The sequence below is a fragment of the uncultured Cellulomonas sp. genome, from assembly GCF_963527515.1.
Lineage (GTDB): Bacteria > Actinomycetota > Actinomycetes > Actinomycetales > Cellulomonadaceae > Cellulomonas.
The window spans coordinates 1-15,772 of sequence record NZ_CAURTV010000027.1 but is presented as its reverse complement, the minus strand read 5'-3'; the positions used below and the strand labels follow the sequence as shown (position 1 = coordinate 15,772).

Sequence of the window (15,772 nt, the reverse complement as noted above, 5' to 3'; positions counted from 1 at the left end):
CAGCTCCGCCACGGAACCGGCGCGGACGCCCGACCTGCACGGGACCTGCACACTCGCCTGCTGCGGCTGACAGCACCCGCTGCGACCCGGTCACGTGTCCATCTGACGATATGACCCGAACGGAGTCTCGCCAGGAGAGTGCTCCGAGCGCTAGTTTCCGGTCAGGACTCGGGTGCGGATGCCACGGCACGCCCCGTCGGCGTGCTCGGGAGGATGAGTGACCACACTCGCGCAGGACGCGCACTGGACCGCGCTCGCAGCATGCGGGACCGGAAAGCTGGCGCCGGACGCGCTGTTCGTCGAGGGCGCAGCCCAGCGCGAGGCGCGAGCCGTGTGCACCAGCTGCCCCGTACGGCTCGCCTGCCTGGCCGACGCGCTGGACAACCACATGGACTTCGGGGTCTGGGGCGGCATGACCGAGCGCGAGCGTCGCGCCCTGCTGCGGCGTCGCCCGGAGGTCCGGTCGTGGCGCCACGAGCTGGTGGGGGCCGACGCCGTCGACGCGTCGTGAGAGCGCTCCGACACGGCGGCTGGCTCTAGGGTGACCCCTATGGCCACCACGTGGGAGTACGCGACGATTCCGCTCATCATTCACGCCACCAAGGCGATCCTCGACCAGTGGGGCGCGGACGGCTGGGAGCTCGTCCAGGTGATCCAGGGGCCGGATGCCGGCCTGGTCGCCTACCTCAAGCGGCCCACGCAGTCCTGATGGGCGCCGCCGACCGCCTCGCGGAGCTCGGCCTGGAGCTGCCGCAGGTCGCCCTGCCGCTCGCCGCGTACCTGCCGGCCGTCCGGTCAGGGTCGTACGTCTACACCTCGGGCCAGCTGCCCTTCGTGGCGGGGGCGCTGCCGGCCACCGGGAAGGTCGGTGACGGCCCGGGGCTGATCTCCCCCGACGACGCCGCCGGCTACGCGCGGACCTCGGCCCTGAACGCGCTGGCGGCCGTCGCGGCAGTCATCGCCGCCGAGGGCGGTCCGCAGGGCGCCGACGCGCTCGACCGGATCGTGCACGTGACGAAGGTGGTCGGCTTCGTGGCCAGCGACCCTGCGTTCACCGGGCAGCCCGCGGTGGTCAACGGGGCCAGCCTGCTGCTGCACGCGGTCCTCGGGGACGCCGGGGTGCACGCCCGGTCGGCCGTCGGCGTGGCCGTGCTGCCGATGGACTCGCCGGTCGAGGTCGAGATCGTCGTCGAGCTGGCCTGACGACGGCTCAGCGGGCGCGGCGCTCCAGCCGCTCGACGTCGAGCAGGACGACCGCCCGGCCCTCCCGGCGCACCCAGCCGCGGGCGGCGAAGTCGGCCAGCGCCTTGTTCACGGTCTCCCGCGAGGCGCCGACGAGCTGCGCCAGCTCCTCCTGCGTGAGGTCGTGCGCCACGCGGATGCCCTCGTCGACCTTCTCCCCGAAGCGGGTCGACAGGTCCAGCAGCGCCTTGGCGACGCGCCCGGGGACGTCCGAGAACACCAGGTCGGCGAGCGCCTCGTTGGTCCGGCGCAGCCGGCGGGCGAGGGCCTGCAGCAGGTGCTGCGCCACGCTCGGCTTGTCCTGGAGCCAGCGGACGAGGTCGCCGTGCCCGAGCTCGAGCACGACGGCGTCGGCGACGACGGTCGCGGTGGCCGTGCGGGGACCGGGGTCGAAGAGGCTCAGCTCGCCGAACATCTCACCCGGGCCGAGGACCGCGAGCAGGTTCTCGCGGCCGTCGTTCGAGCGTCGGCCGAGCTTGATCTTGCCCTCGCGCACGACGTAGAGCCGGTCGCCCGGCTCGCCCTCGTGGAACAGGGTGTCTCCGCGAGCCACGTCGATCGGCTTCATCGTCGCGACGAGTGCCTCGGACGCTTCCGGGTCGAGCCCGGCGAACAGCGGCGCCGACAGCACGATGTCGTCCTCCACGGGGACACCTCACCTCTCTGGCCGCTGCCCGGATCGTCCCGGTGGCGGCGATGGTTCACGACTGGGTCACAACGAGCGGGTCGCTGGTCAGCGGCCTGGTCGGCTCTCAGTCTGCCCCATGGTGGGCGTCATCCGCGGCCCAGCGAGTCCCGCAGACCGGTGACGACCACGCCGGGATCGACGGCGAGGCGGGCGATCAGGCGGTCGGTGGCGCGGACCAGTGCCGCCTCGACGCCGTCGGCGTAGGTCGACAGCTGCTCGTCGAGGGCGCGCAGCTCGTCCAGCCGACCGACGTCGGCGCCGGGGTCCGTGCTGGCGAGCACCGCGGCGAGCGCGGCGGGGCGGGGGACGTCGATGCCGACCTCGAGAGGCAGCTGGAAGGCCACGTCCTCGCCGAGGGTGTGCGGACGCACCGCCTGCGCGACCGCCAGGTCCAGGCGGGCGCGCACCAGCCGGCGCCACCAGGTGACGCGGGCGTGCTCGGCCCGCAGCGCACGCCGGTCCAGGCGGAGGTCACTGACCCGTTGCTGGACGGGTGGCGTCATGGGGCAGGTCCTCCTCGGATCAGTCCTGTCAGGATTCGGCCCGGTACGTCGGGACCTTGAGCCGGAGGCGCGCTGTGGGCCCCGTGATCACCCCATGAGACCAACGCCGCAGGTCACGCCGTCCCCGAACGGGTGTCGGCGCCGGGTCGTACGCTGCCGAGGTGACCGGAGCAGACGTCGTGGCAGCCCTCGAGTCCCCGCTGGCCCGCACCCGCCGCGCGCGCCGCGTCGACCGCGCCCTGGCCGTCCGCTACCCGGACGCGCGCTGCGAGCTGGACTTCCGCTCCCCGTTCGAGCTGCTGGTCGCCACCGTGCTGTCCGCGCAGACCACCGACGTGCGCGTCAACCTCACCACCCCGGTCCTGTTCGCCCGCTACCCCGACGCGGCGGCGCTGGCGGGGGCGGACCCGGAGGAGCTGGAGGAGATCCTGCGGCCGACGGGGTTCTTCCGCGCCAAGGCCCGCTCGGTCACGGGGCTGTCCCGGGACCTGGTCGAGCGGTTCCACGGGGAGGTCCCCGCACGGCTGAAGGACCTGGTGACGCTGCCGGGCGTGGGCCGCAAGACCGCCAACGTCGTGCTCGGCAACGCGTTCGGCATCCCCGGCATCACCACGGACACGCACGTCATGCGCCTCTCGGAGCGGCTCGGCTACACCACGAGCGACGACCCCGTGGTGGTGGAGCAGGAGCTCGGGGCGCTGCTGCCGCGCAGGGACTGGACCATGGCGTCCCACCGCCTGATCTTCCACGGCAGGCGCACCTGCTTCGCGCGCCGGCCCGCCTGCGGCGCGTGCCCGGTCGCCGCCATGTGCCCGTCGTTCGGCATCGGGGAGGTCGACCCGACGAAGGCGGCCGCCCTGGTGAAGCCCTGAGCCTCAGACCGGCGCGACCTCGGCCAGCCAGGTCACCAGCAGGTCGTTGACGCGGTCCGGTGCCTCCTCGGCGGGGAAGTGGCCCACCTGACGCAGCAGCTCGAACTGGTACCGGGACGCGGCCCGCGCGGCGGTGTCCTTTGACAGGGCTGCCCGGGTGGCCGGCCGCAGTCCGTCGCGACCTCCGTGCACCTGGAGGACCGGCAGCGGGCGCGCGTCGTCCTCCAGGGCGGCGTGGTAGCGCCGACCGTCGGGCCGCGGCATCGACCGGACCAGCCAGCGCAGCTGCTCCATCTGGCTGTGTGCCGCGAACGGCACGCGTGCGGCCGCCCGGTACATGCCCTCAGCGCGGGCATCCAGCCAGCCGGGAGCGCCGCCCCACTCGTGCAGCAGGCGGGCCACCAGGTCACCGCTCATCAGCGCGCGCTCGGGCAGCGACGGCAGCTGCATGAACGCCAGCCTCCGCAGGGCGGCGGCGCGCACGGTCCGGGGGTGCCCGCGGGTGTCCAGCGGGTGCGGCGCGGCCAGCGCGCCGACGGCCCGGACGCGGTCGGGGTGCAGCCCGGTGGTCGCCCAGGCGATCTCGCCACCCGTGCCGCTGCCCACGATCACGGCGTCGGCGGCACCCAGCGACTGGATGACACCGGCGACGTCGGCCGCCATCGTCGGGACGTCGTAGCCCTGGGGCGGCTTGTCGGAGCCGCCGGTGCCGCGCAGGTCCATGGCCGCGACGCGGTAGCCGGCGTCCGCGAGCACGGGCAGCTGGTGGCGCCACGCCCACCAGAACTGGGGGACGCCGTGCAGGAGGACGACGAGGGGGACGTCCCGGTCGTCGGGTCCGGCGAGCGCCACGTGGAACCGTGCCCCGTTCGCGGCCACGTGGCGGTGCTCCCAGGGGCCGTCGATGAGGAGCGAGGCGGAGTCGACGGTGCTCATCGGTGCCGAACCTACCCGGTCGGGCCCTGCGGCAGACAAGGCGGCTGGGCCGAACGGGCGTGATGTCGGTCGCGTCGGTACAGCGCGACCCCGCCGAGCACGGCCGCCAGCGCCGACGCGAGGAGCACCGCGACCACGACGTGCTCGTCGTGCGCGCTGCCCGCACCGAAGGCCAGCTCGCCGACCAGCAGCGAGACGGTGAACCCGATGCCCCCGACCATGCCGACGGCGCCGACATCCGCCCAGCCGAGGCCGGGCGCCAGCGCGGCGCGCGTGAAGCGTGCCACCAGCCAGGTCGCCCCCAGGATGCCGAGCGGCTTGCCCAGCACCAGGCCGAGCGCCACGCCCTGGGCCACGGGGTCGGCGAACGTGGTGCGCAGCGCGTCCGCGCTGAGGGTCACCCCGGCGGCGAAGAGCGCGAAGACGGGCACGGCGATGCCCGCGGACAGCGGCCGCCACACGTGCTCCCAGCGCTCCGCCAGCGACTCGCCCGGGTCGGCGCCGAGCCGCAGCGCCCGGCGGGTGGCCTCCGGGGTCGCCGGGACGACGAGGCCGAGGGCGACGCCCGCGATGGTCGCGTGCACCCCGGAGGCGTGCACGCACGCCCACGCGACCAGCCCGAGGGGGACCAGCAACCACCCGCTGACCCAGCCGCGCCGGATCGCGAGCCCGAACGCCGCCACCGCCGCGACGCCGGCGGCGAGCCAGAGCGCGGAGACGTCCTCGGTGTAGAAGACGCCGATGACGACGATCGCGAGCAGGTCGTCCACCACGGCGAGGGTGAGCAGGAAGGCGCGCAGGGCGTTCGGCAGGCTGCGGCCGACGATGGCCAGCACGGCCACGGCGAACGCGATGTCCGTCGCCGTGGGGACCGCCCACCCGCGGGCGTCGCCGTCCGCCGCGACGAGGTTGACGGCGAGGTAGAGCAGGGCGGGGACCGCCATGCCGCCGACCGCCGCGACGATGGGCACGACGGCGGTGCGCGGGTTGCGCAGCTCACCCGCGACGATCTCGCGCTTGAGCTCGAGTCCGACGACGAAGAAGAAGACGGCGAGCAGCCCGTCGGTCGCCCACGTGGCGATGCTCAGGTCGAGGTGCAGCGCCGCCGGACCGACCACCGTGCCCGCGAGGGACGCGTACGACCCGGGGTCGACGTTGGCCCAGAGCAGGGCGACGACGGTGCCGGCCAGCAGCAGGGCGCCCCCGACGCGCTCCTCGCGCAGGGTGTCGAGCAGGTTGCTCTCGGAGCCGGGGGAGAGGGCGTCGAACAGGCGGCGGGCGGGTGTGGGCACGAGGGACCTCCGGGCAGACGGACGCGACTGCCGACCAGGCTTCCCGGCTCACCGGGGGACACGCTACGCGTCCGCGGGCTCCGGGACCTCCGTGGTCCGGCCATCGACCGCACCGCGGCGGTCCTTGGGCGGGTCGAAGCGATATCCGACGTTGCGCACGGTGCCGATGAGCTGCTCGTGCTCCGGCCCGAGCTTGGCGCGCAGGCGCCGGACGTGGACGTCCACCGTCCGGGTGCCTCCGTAGTAGTCGTAGCCCCAGACCTCCTGCAGCAGCTGGGCGCGCGTGAACACGCGGCCCGGGTGCTGGACGAGGTACTTGAGGAGCTCGAACTCCTTGTAGGTCAGGTCGAGCGGACGGCCGCGGAGCCGGGCCGTGTAGCCCCCGGCGTCGATGGTGAGCTCGCCCGAGGAGATCTCCTGCGGGGCGTCGTCGTACCCGGCGGTGGCGGCCCGCTCCATGACCAGCCGGAAGCGGGTCTCGACCTCGGCCGGGTTGGCCGTCTCCAGGATGATGTCGTCGGCACCCCACTCCGCCGTGACGACCGTGAGGCCGCCCTCGGTGAGCACCAGGATCAGCGGCACCGTGAGTCCTGTGGCGCGCAGCAGGCGGCACGTGGTCCTGGCCGTGACCAGGTCACGGCGCGCGTCGAGCACGACGATGTCGGCGTCCGGTGCGTCCACGAGTGCCGAGGGTTCGACGGGGAGCACACGGACGCGGTGGGACAACAGACCGAGGGCCGGGAGCACCTGGGCGGAGCCCCCGGACGCTGGAGTGAGCAGCAGCAGATCTGCCACCTGGGACCTCCCCGCGTGCGAGTGGGGGACACGGTACCCCGCAGCGCGCCCGTGTTGCGTCCAGGTGTCGAGGAGTGGCGGCGGACCGACCCGGACGGGTGAGCCGTCACGCCAGCGAAACGCCGTCGAGATGCGACAATCGGCGGCGTGCTTCTCGCCTCCCTCTCCACCCGTCCCCTGCGCACCCCCCCGGTCGCGGGACGGTAGGGACCGATGCAGCTCGCCACCCGGGCGGTCGTGACGGCCGTCCTCGCCGCCGCCGTGGCCGTCGCCGGCTACCTCGGCACCATGCCGCTGAGCATCGCCGCCGCGGTCCTGGCCGTCGTCCTCGCGCTCGGCTGGCCGACGCTCGCCGGCCTGCCGTTCGTGCCCGGGTCCGCGGCCGTGGTCGCGCTCGGCGGGGTCGGGGCCGTGGGCGTCGTCCACGTCACCGCCACGCAGCCCTTCCTGCGGGACCTGCCCGTCGTGTTCGCCGCCGCCGTCCTGCTCGCGTTCCTCAACGAGCTCCTGCGCCGCGACGGCCGCACCCGGCTGGTCGAGTCCGTCTCGGGGACCGTCGCCGGGACGCTCGTCGCGGTCGCCGTGGCCGGGTGGGTGGCCATCGGGCGCACGCCCGGCGGGGAACCGATCGTGGTGGTCGGTGCGCTGGCGCTCGCGGTCGGTTCCGCGGTGGTCGCGCTGCCCCTGGCTCCGTGGGTCGGCGCCCTGGTCACCGCGGGGTCCGCCGCAGCCGCCGGGGCCCTCGGTGGGCTGCTCGTGCCCGGGGTCGACCCCCTGGCCGGCGCGGTCCTCGGGCTCGCGGTCGGCATCCTCGTCGCCACCCTGCACGCGCTGTTCGACCAGCTGCCCTCGCTCGAGCGCCGCTGGCCGTCGCTCGCCGCCGTGACGCTCCCGGTGACGGTGACGGGCATCCTCGTGTACGTCGTCGGCCGCGTCCTGGTGGGCTGACGGTGCCGCGCGTGCTGCTCGTGCTGGCCCTGCTGGCCGCTGCCACCGTGCTGGGTCTGTGGTGGCGCGCGCGCAACGGCCGCTACACGCCGGTCGACGGCGCGCTGCTGGCGTCGGCGCCGCAGGACGTGGGCGACGACTCGCGCCTCACCGCCGCCGAGCTCGGAGCGCCGCTGGGCGCCCGCGGCACCTTCGTGCAGTTCTCGAGCGAGGTCTGCGCGCCCTGCCGGCGCACCCACGCCGTGCTCGCTCAGCTGGCCTCCGAGCACGTCGACCTCTCACACGTCGAGATGGACGTGGTCGAGCACCTTGATCTCGTGCGACGCTTCGGCATCATGCGCACCCCGACCACGCTCCTGCTCGACGCCCGCGGCGTCGTGGTCGGTCGCATGTCCGGTGCCACGGACCGTCGCCACGCGCTCGCCGCGCTCGAGGCGTCGTGTCCGGGCGGGGTCCCCGCCGTCTGACGCTGCGCCCTCCGGGGCGACCTGCCGGGCGAGCTGCGACCCCGGCCGATGGACCCCCGTCCCTGCGCGCACCCCCGGAGTCCCCATGAGCACGCCCACCGCTGTGACCACCCGTACCGGCATCGATCCCCGCGGCCCCCGCTTCGGCGCCGCCGTCACCCTCGTCCTGCTCGTCGCCGTGCTGCTGCTCGGCACCACGCCCGCCGCCTACGCCGCGCTCGCGGTGATCGTGGCGAGCTTCGCCCTCGGCGCGTTCGGTGGCATCGGCCGCACCTGGCAGGGCTGGGTGTTCCGCACGCTCGTCCGCCCGCGTCTCGCGCCGCCGGCCGAGCTGGAGGACCCCCGTCCGCCGACCTTCGCCCAGCTGGTCGGGCTCGTCATCACCGGCGCCGGCCTGGTGCTGGGGCTGGCCGGGGTGAGCGCGGCCGTCCCGGTCGCCGCCGCGTTCGCGCTGGTCGCGGCGTTCCTCAACGCCGTGTTCGGGCTGTGCCTCGGGTGCGAGCTGTACCTGCTGGGCCTGCGGCTGCGCGCCGGCCGGACCGCCTAGTAGACGAGCGCCTGCGCGCGCTCGGCCAGCGACTCCTCGACGAACACCGCGGCGCCGGCGATCCGGACGCCGGGCAGCACGTCCGCGGGACCGATGCCCCGGCGCGCCGCGCACTGCGTGCACACGGTCACGCGGCCGCCCTCGAGGACCATCGACAGCAGCTCGCCGAGCGGGGTCGCGTGCTCGAGCACCAGGTCGTCCGCACGCCCGGGCAGGGCGAACCAGGCCGACTCGCCGGTGAGCCAGAGGCTGACCTCGGCACCCGCCGCGACGGCCGCGGCGGCCACCGTGAACGCCTGGTTGGTGGCCTCCGGGCGGTCGGTGCCGGACGTGGTCTTGATCACCAGGGGGCGTGGCGTGGCAGTCATCGGAACAGGTTAGGGGTGCGCGCTCGTTAGGATCGTCGGCATGACTGCGCTCGAGGGAGTCTTCATCGGCCTGCTGGTCGCCGCGACGCTGGTGATCGGCTGGTTCGCCTGCTTCGTCGTCTACCGGCTCTACAAGGGCCAGCGCTGACATGCCCTGACCGACTGGGAGGCCCGCTGTGCCGTTCGTCCTGCCCGACCCCGAGGGGCTCGCTCCCGAGGTCTACCCGCTGGCCTGGCTGCTCGGCACCTGGCGCGGTGAGGGTGTGGTCGACTACCCCGGCATCGACGAGGCGGCGTTCACGCAGGAGATCGTCATCGCCAGCGACGGCGGGCCGTACCTGTCGTACACCTCCACGGTCCGGCTCGTCGTCGCGCCGCCCGACACCGGTGCCCTCGAGGACGAGCCGCCCGCGCCGGTCTGGCAGACCGAGTCCGGCTACTGGCGCATCCCGCCCGAGCGCCCCACCGACTGGGGGCTCACGGCGGACCAGCACCCCGTCGAGCTGCTGGTCGCCGACCCGTCCGGGCACGTCGCCCTCTACATCGGGGCGGTCGGCAAGGGGCGCATCGACCTGGTGAGCGACGCGATCGTGCGGACCGCCGGCGGGGCCGAGGTGAGCGCCGGCAAGCGCCTCTACGGCCTGGTCAACGGTGAGCTCATGTGGGCGCACGACATCGCCGCGTTCGGCCACCCGATGCAGTCCTACGCCTCCGGCCGCCTCGCGCGCGTCGAGGCCCTCACCGACGACGAGGCCTGATGACCACCGACGTTCCCGTCGAGACCCCTCCGGCGCACGGCGAGCCGCGCCGGCACGCGAGCCCGTTGCTCGCTCGTCGCGGCGCGGTCCGGGCGTCCGGTCCCGACGACGGCGTCGCGTGGCACTACGGCGACCCGACGGCCGAGCAGCGCGCCCTGTCCCGCGGCGGCGCCGTGGTCGACCAGTCGTACCTCGGCGTGGTCACGGTCACCGGGCCGGACCGGCTGTCCTGGCTGAACTCGATCACCTCGCAGGAGCTCACGGCCCTGCCCCCGCGCACGTCGACCGAGCTGCTCGTGCTGAGCCCGCAGGGGCACGTCGAGCACGCCGCGGGCGTGGTGGACGACGGCGAGACCGCCTGGCTGCTCACCGAGACGCCGATCGGGCTTGCCGCCTGGCTGAACCGGATGAAGTTCATGCTGCGGGTCGAGATCGCGGACGTGACCGACGACTGGGCGGCCATCGGGGAGCCGGTCGACGCCGAGGGCGGGCAGGACGAGCCGATCACCTGGCGCGACCCCTGGCCGACCACGGCGGACGGCGGGACGCGGTACGGACCGGCCGACGACGAGCACCCCGGTGCCGACCGCGACTGGCGGCTCGTGCTGGTGCCCCGGGACCGGCTGGTCGAGGAGGTGCGCGCGCGGGAGGCCGCCGGTTGGCCGCTGGTGGGCACGTGGGCCAGCGAGGCCGCCCGGGTCGAGGCGTGGCGCCCGCGGGCGTCGCACGAGGTCGACCACCGGACCATCCCGCACGAGCTCGACTGGCTGCGCACCGCCGTGCACATGCACAAGGGCTGCTACCGCGGCCAGGAGACCGTCGCGCGCGTGCACAACCTCGGCCGGCCGCCGCGCCGTCTGGTCATGCTGCACCTGGACGGCTCGGGGCACCTGCTGCCGGAGCCGGGTGCCGCGGTGCACGACGTGGTCCGGACGGACAGCTCGCAGGAGCCCGGCCGGGTGGTGGGTCAGGTCACCTCCGTCGCGCGGCACCACGAGCTCGGACCGGTCGCGCTGGCCGTGGTGAAGCGGTCGGTCCCCGCGGACGACGAGTTGGTGGTGGACTCCGAGGCCGGGTCGGTCGCGGCCGCTCAGGAGCAGGTGGTGCCCGGTGACGGCGTCTCCGTGGACCGGCCGGCGGCCCGTGGGCCCCTGACCCGCGGCCTGGGGCAGCACCCGATGCTGTGACCGCCGCCGAGTTGGTCGTGCGGGTGCGGGTGCGGCAGGGCTGGAGCCGCGTGCGCGCGGCCTGGTTCCCGATCCTGCAGGCCGCGCTGGCAGCCGCCATCTCGTTCGCGATCGCCAGGTACGCCGTGGGCCACCCCTACCCGTTCTTCGCGCCGGTCAGCGCCTGGATCGCGCTCGGGTTCACCACGGACCGGTCCGTGCGGCGGGTGGCGGAGCTGGCCGCCGGCGTGGCGATCGGCGTGGCGCTCGGGGACCTGCTGGTGCACCTCATCGGCAACGGGCCCTGGCAGGTGGCGGTCGTCCTGTTCGTCGCCGCGATCCTGGCCCGGTTCCTCGACCGCGGGCAGATGCTCACCACGCAGGCGGGCGTGCAGGCGCTGGTCATCGTCGGCCTGCCCGCGCTCGCCGCGACCGGCGGTCCGCTCGGTCGGTGGATCGACGCGGCCATCGGCGGTGCGGTCGCGCTCGCGGTCGCCCTGCTGACCCCGCGGGACCCGCGCCGCCACCTGCGGGCGCTGGCGCGGACGGCGGTGGAGGACCTGGCGGCCGTGCTCCGGCTGCTGGCCAGCGGGATGCGCACGGGGTCGGCCGCTGACGTGCAGGACGCGCTGGTGCGCGGGCGCGCGTCGCAGCCCGCCATCGACGAGTGGTCCGAGACGGCGACCAGCGCAGGCGAGCTGGCGCGCGTGTCCCCGGCCATCCGCAAGTACCGCGACGAGGTGGCCGAGCTCGGGGGCCACGCGGTGCGGATCGACCGCGCCATGCGCAACGCCCGGGTCCTGGCCCGGCGGTCCCGGTCGGCGGTCGACGCCCACACCCACGACATGTCGACGATCGCCGCCCAGGTCGAGGACACCGCGCGCGCCGTCGACGAGCTCGCCGCGGCCCTCGGGTCCGGCCGCGACCCCGAGCGCGCGCGGACGCAGCTGCTCGCCCTGGCCGCCGCCCTCGACCCGTTCCGGGTGGCTCCGCAGGACTGGCAGGTGCAGAGCCTGGTGCTGCTGCACCGCTCGCTGGCGGTCGACCTCCTCGAGGCGGCCGGCGTCGACCCGCAGGACGCCCGCGAGTCCCTCCCGGAGATCTGACCCGGCGGGGCCGGTCTTCGGTACGGTCGCTGCGTGGACGTCCCGGTCAGCGCGTTGCGCGCAGAGCTCAGGCAGTGGATCGAGATGGCACGCACCGGGCAGGACGTGGTGATCACCGAGCGCGGGATCCCCGTGGCAAGGCTCAGCGGCATCGAGTCGGCGGACCTGCTGACCCGGCTGGAGCGCGACGGCCTGCTGACACCGGCATCGGTCCCGCGGCCCGCCGCCCGGCCCGGTGAGCGCCCCGCCGCCGCCAGGGGCGGGGTCTCGGACCTGGTCCGCCGACTGCGCCGCTGAGATGGCGATCGTCTACCTGGACACCAGCGCGCTGGTGAAGCTGTGCGTCGCCGAGCCCGGGTCCGCGCTCGTCGCGGCGCTGTGGGACGGCGCCGACCTGGTGGTCACGTCCCGGCTGGCGGATGCCGAGGTGCGCGCGGTGCTGGCGGGGGGCCACCGCGCCGGGCGACTGGACGACGCCGGTGCCGTGCAGGCGCTGGCCGCGTGGGAGCGGCTCTGGCCCGCGCTGCACGTGCTCGAGCTGCGGGACGCGGTGACCGCGTCCGCCGCGTCGCTGGTGGGTCGCCACCCGCTGCGTGCCGCCGACGCGCTGCACCTGGCGTCCGCGCTCGAGCTGCGCTCGCCGGACCTGGTCGTCGCCGCGTGGGACGAGCACCTCGCCGCGGCTGCCCGGGCCGAGGGGCTGCTCGTCGTCCCGTGACGTCTCGTAGGCTCACCCCGTGATCGCCAGCGGCCAGCTCGTCATCTTCGTCGTCTTCTACGTCGCCATCTTCGCCCTGAGCCTGTGGGCGCTCGTCGACCTGCTCCGGCGGCCCGCGAGCGCGTTCCCCCAGGCGGGCAAGCGGACCAAGGGGTTCTGGGGTGCCATCCTCGGCGTCGCGACGGCGGTCTCGTTCAGCGTCATCCCGGTGCCCGGCGTGCCGCACCTGCCGTCGTTCCTGGCGCTGCTCGCCGCGGTGGGCGCGATCGTCTACCTCGTCGACGTCAAGCCGGCCGTCACCCCCTACTCGCGCCGTCGCGGACCCCGCGGCCCGAGCGGCCCCTCCGGCGGCTGGTGAGCGTGGCGGACGTCGGCACCACGGCCGTCCCGCTCGCCAGGGTGCTGCGCGGCGGGCTCGTCGAGTCCGTGCACGCCGGCCACGTGGTGGTGCTCGCCCCGGACGGGTCAGAGCGCCTGGCGCTGGGCGACGCCGACGCGACGATCTGGGCGCGCTCGTCGCTCAAGCCGCTGCAGGCGGTCGCGATGCTGCGCGCGGGGCTGGACGTCGACGGCGCGGCGCTCGCCCTGGTGTGCGCCAGCCACAACGGCGAGCCCGGCCACCTCGACGTCGTCCGCGCCCTGCTCGCCGGTGCGGGCCTGACCGCCGACGACCTGCGCAACACCCCGGACTGGCCCCTGGACGCCGACGCCGCCTGGCGGTGGCGCGCCGACGGCCGCGGCACCGAGCCGCTGGCGCAGAACTGCTCGGGCAAGCACGCCGGCATGCTGGCGACCTGCGTCGCGGCCGGCTGGTCCACCGGCGACTACCTCGATCCCGCCCATCCGCTGCAGCTCGGGGTGCGCGCGGTGATCGGTGAGCTCACCGGGGTGCCGGTCGAGCTGGCCACCGTCGACGGCTGCGGGGCGCCCCTGTACTCGACCACCCTGCGCGGCCTGGCCCGCGCGTTCGGACGCCTCGCCGCCGGGCCGGAGAGCCGCGTCGGGCGCGCGATGTCCGCGCACCCGTGGCACGTAGCCGGCACCGGGCGGGACGCCACGCGGTTCATGGAGGCGGTCCCCGGCCTGGTGGCCAAGGACGGCGCCGACGGCGTCTACGCGGCGGGCCTGCCGGACGGCGGTGCGGTCGCGGTGAAGATCGCCGACGGGTCGGCGCGCCCGCGCCCTGCCGTGCTCGCGGCGGCGCTGGCGGTGGCCGGCGTCGACCCCGCGCTGGTGGGTCCCGTCGGGCTCACGCCCGTGCTGGGTCACGGAGCGCCCGTGGGCGAGGTCGTCGCGACCTTCGGCGCATGAGGGCGGTCGTGCAGCGCGTCACGCGCGCGTCGGTCACGGTAGACGGCCTGGTCGTCGGTGCGATCGACCGGCCCGGCCTGCTCGCCCTCGTCGGGGTCACCCCCGGCGACGGACCCGCGCAGGTGGAGCTGATCGCGCGCAAGATCGCCGAGCTGCGAATCCTGCGCGACGAGCAGTGTGCGGTCGACGTCGGCGCCCCGGTGCTCGTCGTCAGCCAGTTCACGCTCTACGGGGACACCCGCAAGGGGCGTCGGCCCACCTGGAACGCGGCCGCGCCCGGACCCGTCGCGCAGCCCCTGGTCGACGCCGTCGTCGACGCGCTGCGGACCCGCGGCCTGGAGGTGGCCACCGGGGTGTTCGGCGCGGACATGGCGGTGGAGCTGGTCAACGACGGCCCCGTGACCATCCTGCTCGAGTCGGCGCCGGACGCCTGAGGGCTACGGCCCGCCGCAGCGGGAGATCTCGATGGTGAGCAGCTCCATCCCCGGCGGTGCTGCGGGCGGGTCCTCCACGGACGGGTCCACCTCCCCGGAGAACCGCACGCCGAACCCTTTCCGGCAGTAGCCGCCCGCATCCGGCGCCTCCCAGCCGTCCGCCAGCAGGGCGACGCCGAGCTCCGCCTGCGCCGAGGTGGCGTCCGGGACGGCGTACAGGTGCGTGACCCGCGAGCACTCCTGCAGGCAGAGGCTGTTCTCCACGCTCGACGTCGTGAGCAGCTGCGCACCCGTGGCCACCGGCAGCGACGCCCCCACGCTGGTCATCCGGGCCAGGCTCGGCCCGCCCAGCGTGCCGAGGCCGAGCCCGAGCGCCACCACCACCACGGCGGCCACGCCCATGACCCACGCCCGGGCGCGCGCACGACGGACCAGGAACCACGTCGGGACCAGGGCGACCAGCATGACGGCGACGGCGACCACCCGGCTCGTCGGCGAGCCGGCGGTGCCCGTGAGCACGAGCAGGGCGCCGAGGGCGAACGTCCAGGCGGCCCACAGGACGAGCACCGTGATCCCGCGGCCCACCCACCCCGCAGCGGACGTCCGGCGCGCGGGCGGGAACGGGTCGGTCGTGGTCGCCGTGGTCACCGAAGCTCCTCCCCGGGGTGCCGGACGCAGGATGTGCTGGCACACGGAGAGGGCCCCTCGGAGTAAGCGTCCGAGGGGCCCTACCGTGTTCGCAGGTCTCATGCCGCCGGCGGACCGGCGACCGACGCCGCGCTGACGGTGCGGCTACGTCCCGGCACCTGGATCGCCGCCGGCGCTGTCCGCCCCGAGGGGCTTCCGGCGCCTGCAGACCACCACGGGCGGGACGACTGCGAGCAACCGACCGGCGCCTTGACGGCCCCCGCGTCGTCATCCGCGGGTCGTCGTGTCACCACGACGATGTGGTCGTCCGTTCTCCGGTCAGCCCGACATCCACAGCCTGTCCCCGCCGGCGCCACCTCCCCGAAGGGCGTTCTGCGCCGCCTGCTCTCGTCCCCGGAGGGTCTCGTGCATCGAGGCTGGTCTCTCTCCTGAGCAGCCGTCCACCCGGTCCACGCGGTCTCCGAAGAGGCCACCTGACCTGCGGTTTCAGTCTCCCCGGAAGGGATCCTTCACCTGCGGATCTCGATCTGTCGATCTCGATGTGAGATTTCTAGTCCTCCTCCGGAAGGCACCACAAGGGCTTCCGGAGGCTTTCTTTGTCCACCGCTGCGCCCACAGGCTCATCCACAGGTTGACCTGGGGAAACACCCGGTTGACACAGGGCTGTGGACAGAATTTGTGGACGAGCCGCGTGTCGTTCACCCGTCCGGTCGCGTGCCCCTTGTAGCCTGGAGACCGGTCAAGGCCCCTCGGAGTAAGCGTCCGAGGGGCCTTACCCGTGCGCCCCGGCCATGATGACCGGGTGCTCATCGAGACCGTGCTCGGGGACATCACCGCGCAGGACGTCGACGTCGTGGTCAACGCCGCCAACTCGTCGCTGCTGGGCGGCGGGGGCGTGGACGGCGCGATCCACGCCGCCGCCGGTCCCGACCTGCTGGCGGCCTGCCGCGAGCTGCGGCGCACGGTGCTGCCC

At 74.9% G+C, this 15,772-nt stretch carries 23 protein-coding genes; 16 read left to right on the top strand and 7 right to left on the bottom strand.

The genetic code is table 11. The features are described 5' to 3' along the window. Positions 1-217: 217 nt before the first annotated feature. Genes RYN42_RS09020 through RYN42_RS09010 form a run of 3 tightly spaced genes read left to right on the top strand, consistent with a single transcriptional unit; the run spans position 218 to position 1,203 of the window. Positions 218-511 carry a WhiB family transcriptional regulator gene (locus RYN42_RS09020; RefSeq protein WP_315095437.1) on the top strand — a complete coding sequence of 98 codons (294 nt, stop codon included), beginning with the start codon at positions 218-220 and terminating at the stop codon, positions 509-511. A 39-nt stretch (positions 512-550) separates the two neighbouring features. Continuing rightward, positions 551-709: a hypothetical protein gene (locus RYN42_RS09015; RefSeq protein WP_315095436.1), complete on the top strand. Its 159-nt coding sequence runs from the start codon at positions 551-553 to the stop codon at positions 707-709. Further along, a complete protein-coding gene (locus RYN42_RS09010) occupies positions 709-1,203 on the top strand; it encodes a RidA family protein (protein WP_315095435.1) in 495 nt (164 codons plus the stop codon). Before RYN42_RS09015 ends, RYN42_RS09010 begins: the two co-directional genes overlap by 1 nt. A 7-nt stretch (positions 1,204-1,210) precedes the next feature. Here the strand turns inward: RYN42_RS09010 and RYN42_RS09005 are convergent, their stop codons facing one another. Next, positions 1,211-1,888 carry a Crp/Fnr family transcriptional regulator gene (locus RYN42_RS09005; protein WP_315095434.1) on the bottom strand — a complete coding sequence of 226 codons (678 nt, stop codon included), beginning with the start codon at positions 1,886-1,888 and terminating at the stop codon, positions 1,211-1,213. A 128-nt stretch (positions 1,889-2,016) separates the two neighbouring features. Continuing rightward, a complete protein-coding gene (locus RYN42_RS09000; RefSeq protein WP_315095433.1) occupies positions 2,017-2,433 on the bottom strand; it encodes a hypothetical protein in 417 nt (138 codons plus the stop codon). A gap of 161 nt (positions 2,434-2,594) precedes the next feature. Between RYN42_RS09000 and nth the strand changes: the two genes are divergently transcribed. After that, positions 2,595-3,305 (top strand): endonuclease III, encoded by a 711-nt coding sequence (gene nth, locus RYN42_RS08995; protein WP_315095432.1) that lies wholly within the window; start codon positions 2,595-2,597, stop codon positions 3,303-3,305. Between the two features lie 3 nt (positions 3,306-3,308). On the opposite strand, the gene RYN42_RS08990 is transcribed toward nth, so the two are convergent. The 3 genes from RYN42_RS08990 to RYN42_RS08980 all read right to left on the bottom strand — a co-directional run bounded on the left by RYN42_RS08990 (position 3,309) and on the right by RYN42_RS08980 (position 6,328). Beyond that, complete coding sequence (locus RYN42_RS08990) at positions 3,309-4,241, bottom strand: alpha/beta hydrolase (protein ID WP_315095431.1); 933 nt, start codon at positions 4,239-4,241, stop codon at positions 3,309-3,311. 11 nt (positions 4,242-4,252) lie between these two features. Continuing rightward, entirely contained in the window at positions 4,253-5,533 is a 1,281-nt protein-coding gene (gene nhaA / locus RYN42_RS08985) for a Na+/H+ antiporter NhaA (protein ID WP_315095430.1), read from the bottom strand. Between the two features lie 63 nt (positions 5,534-5,596). Further along, the gene (locus RYN42_RS08980) at positions 5,597-6,328 is read right to left on the bottom strand and encodes a response regulator transcription factor (RefSeq protein WP_315095429.1); all 732 of its coding nucleotides are present in this window, start codon (positions 6,326-6,328) and stop codon (positions 5,597-5,599) included. A 213-nt stretch (positions 6,329-6,541) separates the two neighbouring features. Between RYN42_RS08980 and RYN42_RS08975 the strand changes: the two genes are divergently transcribed. From RYN42_RS08975 to RYN42_RS08965, 3 genes are all read left to right on the top strand, one after another. Beyond that, positions 6,542-7,276 carry a hypothetical protein gene (locus RYN42_RS08975; protein WP_315095428.1) on the top strand — a complete coding sequence of 245 codons (735 nt, stop codon included), beginning with the start codon at positions 6,542-6,544 and terminating at the stop codon, positions 7,274-7,276. Between the two features lie 11 nt (positions 7,277-7,287). Then, complete coding sequence (locus tag RYN42_RS08970) at positions 7,288-7,743, top strand: thioredoxin family protein (protein WP_315095427.1); 456 nt, start codon at positions 7,288-7,290, stop codon at positions 7,741-7,743. Between the two features lie 85 nt (positions 7,744-7,828). Then, entirely contained in the window at positions 7,829-8,290 is a 462-nt protein-coding gene (locus RYN42_RS08965) for a DUF4395 domain-containing protein (protein WP_315095426.1), read from the top strand. Here RYN42_RS08965 and RYN42_RS08960 read toward each other — a convergent pair. Beyond that, positions 8,287-8,658: a DsrE family protein gene (locus RYN42_RS08960; protein WP_315095425.1), complete on the bottom strand. Its 372-nt coding sequence runs from the start codon at positions 8,656-8,658 to the stop codon at positions 8,287-8,289. The two genes, RYN42_RS08965 and RYN42_RS08960, sit on opposite strands and share 4 nt — an antisense overlap. 176 nt (positions 8,659-8,834) lie before the next feature. Here RYN42_RS08960 and RYN42_RS08955 point away from each other — a divergent pair, with 176 nt between their 5' ends. Genes RYN42_RS08955 through dtd form a run of 8 tightly spaced genes read left to right on the top strand, consistent with a single transcriptional unit; the run spans position 8,835 to position 14,151 of the window. Next, a complete protein-coding gene (locus RYN42_RS08955; protein ID WP_315095424.1) occupies positions 8,835-9,416 on the top strand; it encodes an FABP family protein in 582 nt (193 codons plus the stop codon). Then, positions 9,416-10,603, top strand: a complete 1,188-nt coding sequence (locus tag RYN42_RS08950; protein WP_315095423.1) for a glycine cleavage T C-terminal barrel domain-containing protein — start codon at positions 9,416-9,418, stop codon at positions 10,601-10,603. Before RYN42_RS08955 ends, RYN42_RS08950 begins: the two co-directional genes overlap by 1 nt. Continuing rightward, positions 10,600-11,688, top strand: a complete 1,089-nt coding sequence (locus RYN42_RS08945) for an FUSC family protein (protein ID WP_315095422.1) — start codon at positions 10,600-10,602, stop codon at positions 11,686-11,688. The genes RYN42_RS08950 and RYN42_RS08945 overlap by 4 nt, the downstream gene beginning before the upstream one ends. Positions 11,689-11,721: 33 nt before the next feature. Next, positions 11,722-11,985 carry a type II toxin-antitoxin system prevent-host-death family antitoxin gene (locus RYN42_RS08940; protein WP_315095421.1) on the top strand — a complete coding sequence of 88 codons (264 nt, stop codon included), beginning with the start codon at positions 11,722-11,724 and terminating at the stop codon, positions 11,983-11,985. Position 11,986: 1 nt separating this feature from the next. After that, the gene (locus RYN42_RS08935) at positions 11,987-12,406 is read left to right on the top strand and encodes a type II toxin-antitoxin system VapC family toxin (protein WP_315095420.1); all 420 of its coding nucleotides are present in this window, start codon (positions 11,987-11,989) and stop codon (positions 12,404-12,406) included. 19 nt (positions 12,407-12,425) lie between these two features. Continuing rightward, on the top strand, positions 12,426-12,764 hold the full coding sequence (locus tag RYN42_RS08930) for a DUF2516 family protein (protein WP_315095419.1): 339 nt from the start codon (positions 12,426-12,428) through the stop codon (positions 12,762-12,764). After that, positions 12,761-13,717, top strand: a complete 957-nt coding sequence (locus RYN42_RS08925; RefSeq protein WP_399552440.1) for an asparaginase — start codon at positions 12,761-12,763, stop codon at positions 13,715-13,717. The genes RYN42_RS08930 and RYN42_RS08925 overlap by 4 nt, the downstream gene beginning before the upstream one ends. Continuing rightward, the gene (gene dtd / locus RYN42_RS08920) at positions 13,714-14,151 is read left to right on the top strand and encodes a D-aminoacyl-tRNA deacylase (RefSeq protein ID WP_315095417.1); all 438 of its coding nucleotides are present in this window, start codon (positions 13,714-13,716) and stop codon (positions 14,149-14,151) included. The genes RYN42_RS08925 and dtd overlap by 4 nt, the downstream gene beginning before the upstream one ends. Before the next feature lie 3 nt (positions 14,152-14,154). Here the strand turns inward: dtd and RYN42_RS08915 are convergent, their stop codons facing one another. Next, complete coding sequence (locus tag RYN42_RS08915) at positions 14,155-14,799, bottom strand: hypothetical protein (RefSeq protein WP_315095416.1); 645 nt, start codon at positions 14,797-14,799, stop codon at positions 14,155-14,157. A gap of 802 nt (positions 14,800-15,601) precedes the next feature. Between RYN42_RS08915 and RYN42_RS08910 the strand changes: the two genes are divergently transcribed. Next, a partial coding sequence (locus RYN42_RS08910; protein ID WP_315095457.1) for a macro domain-containing protein occupies positions 15,602-15,772 on the top strand: 171 nt, incomplete at its 3' end.

Excerpts from the sequence above, each read along its gene's own strand:
- RYN42_RS09015 (WP_315095436.1), top strand. The coding sequence starts at position 551 with ATGGCCACCACGTGGGAGTACGCGACGATTCCGCTCATCATTCACGCC.
- RYN42_RS09010 (WP_315095435.1), top strand. The coding sequence starts at position 709 with ATGGGCGCCGCCGACCGCCTCGCGGAGCTCGGCCTGGAGCTGCCGCAG.
- RYN42_RS09000 (WP_315095433.1), bottom strand. The coding sequence starts at position 2,433 with ATGACGCCACCCGTCCAGCAACGGGTCAGTGACCTCCGCCTGGACCGG.
- RYN42_RS08990 (WP_315095431.1), bottom strand. The coding sequence starts at position 4,241 with ATGAGCACCGTCGACTCCGCCTCGCTCCTCATCGACGGCCCCTGGGAG.
- RYN42_RS08975 (WP_315095428.1), top strand. The coding sequence starts at position 6,542 with ATGCAGCTCGCCACCCGGGCGGTCGTGACGGCCGTCCTCGCCGCCGCC.
- RYN42_RS08965 (WP_315095426.1), top strand. The coding sequence starts at position 7,829 with ATGAGCACGCCCACCGCTGTGACCACCCGTACCGGCATCGATCCCCGC.
- RYN42_RS08960 (WP_315095425.1), bottom strand. The coding sequence starts at position 8,658 with ATGACTGCCACGCCACGCCCCCTGGTGATCAAGACCACGTCCGGCACC.
- RYN42_RS08950 (WP_315095423.1), top strand. The coding sequence starts at position 9,416 with ATGACCACCGACGTTCCCGTCGAGACCCCTCCGGCGCACGGCGAGCCG.
- RYN42_RS08935 (WP_315095420.1), top strand. The coding sequence starts at position 11,987 with ATGGCGATCGTCTACCTGGACACCAGCGCGCTGGTGAAGCTGTGCGTC.
- dtd (WP_315095417.1), top strand. The coding sequence starts at position 13,714 with ATGAGGGCGGTCGTGCAGCGCGTCACGCGCGCGTCGGTCACGGTAGAC.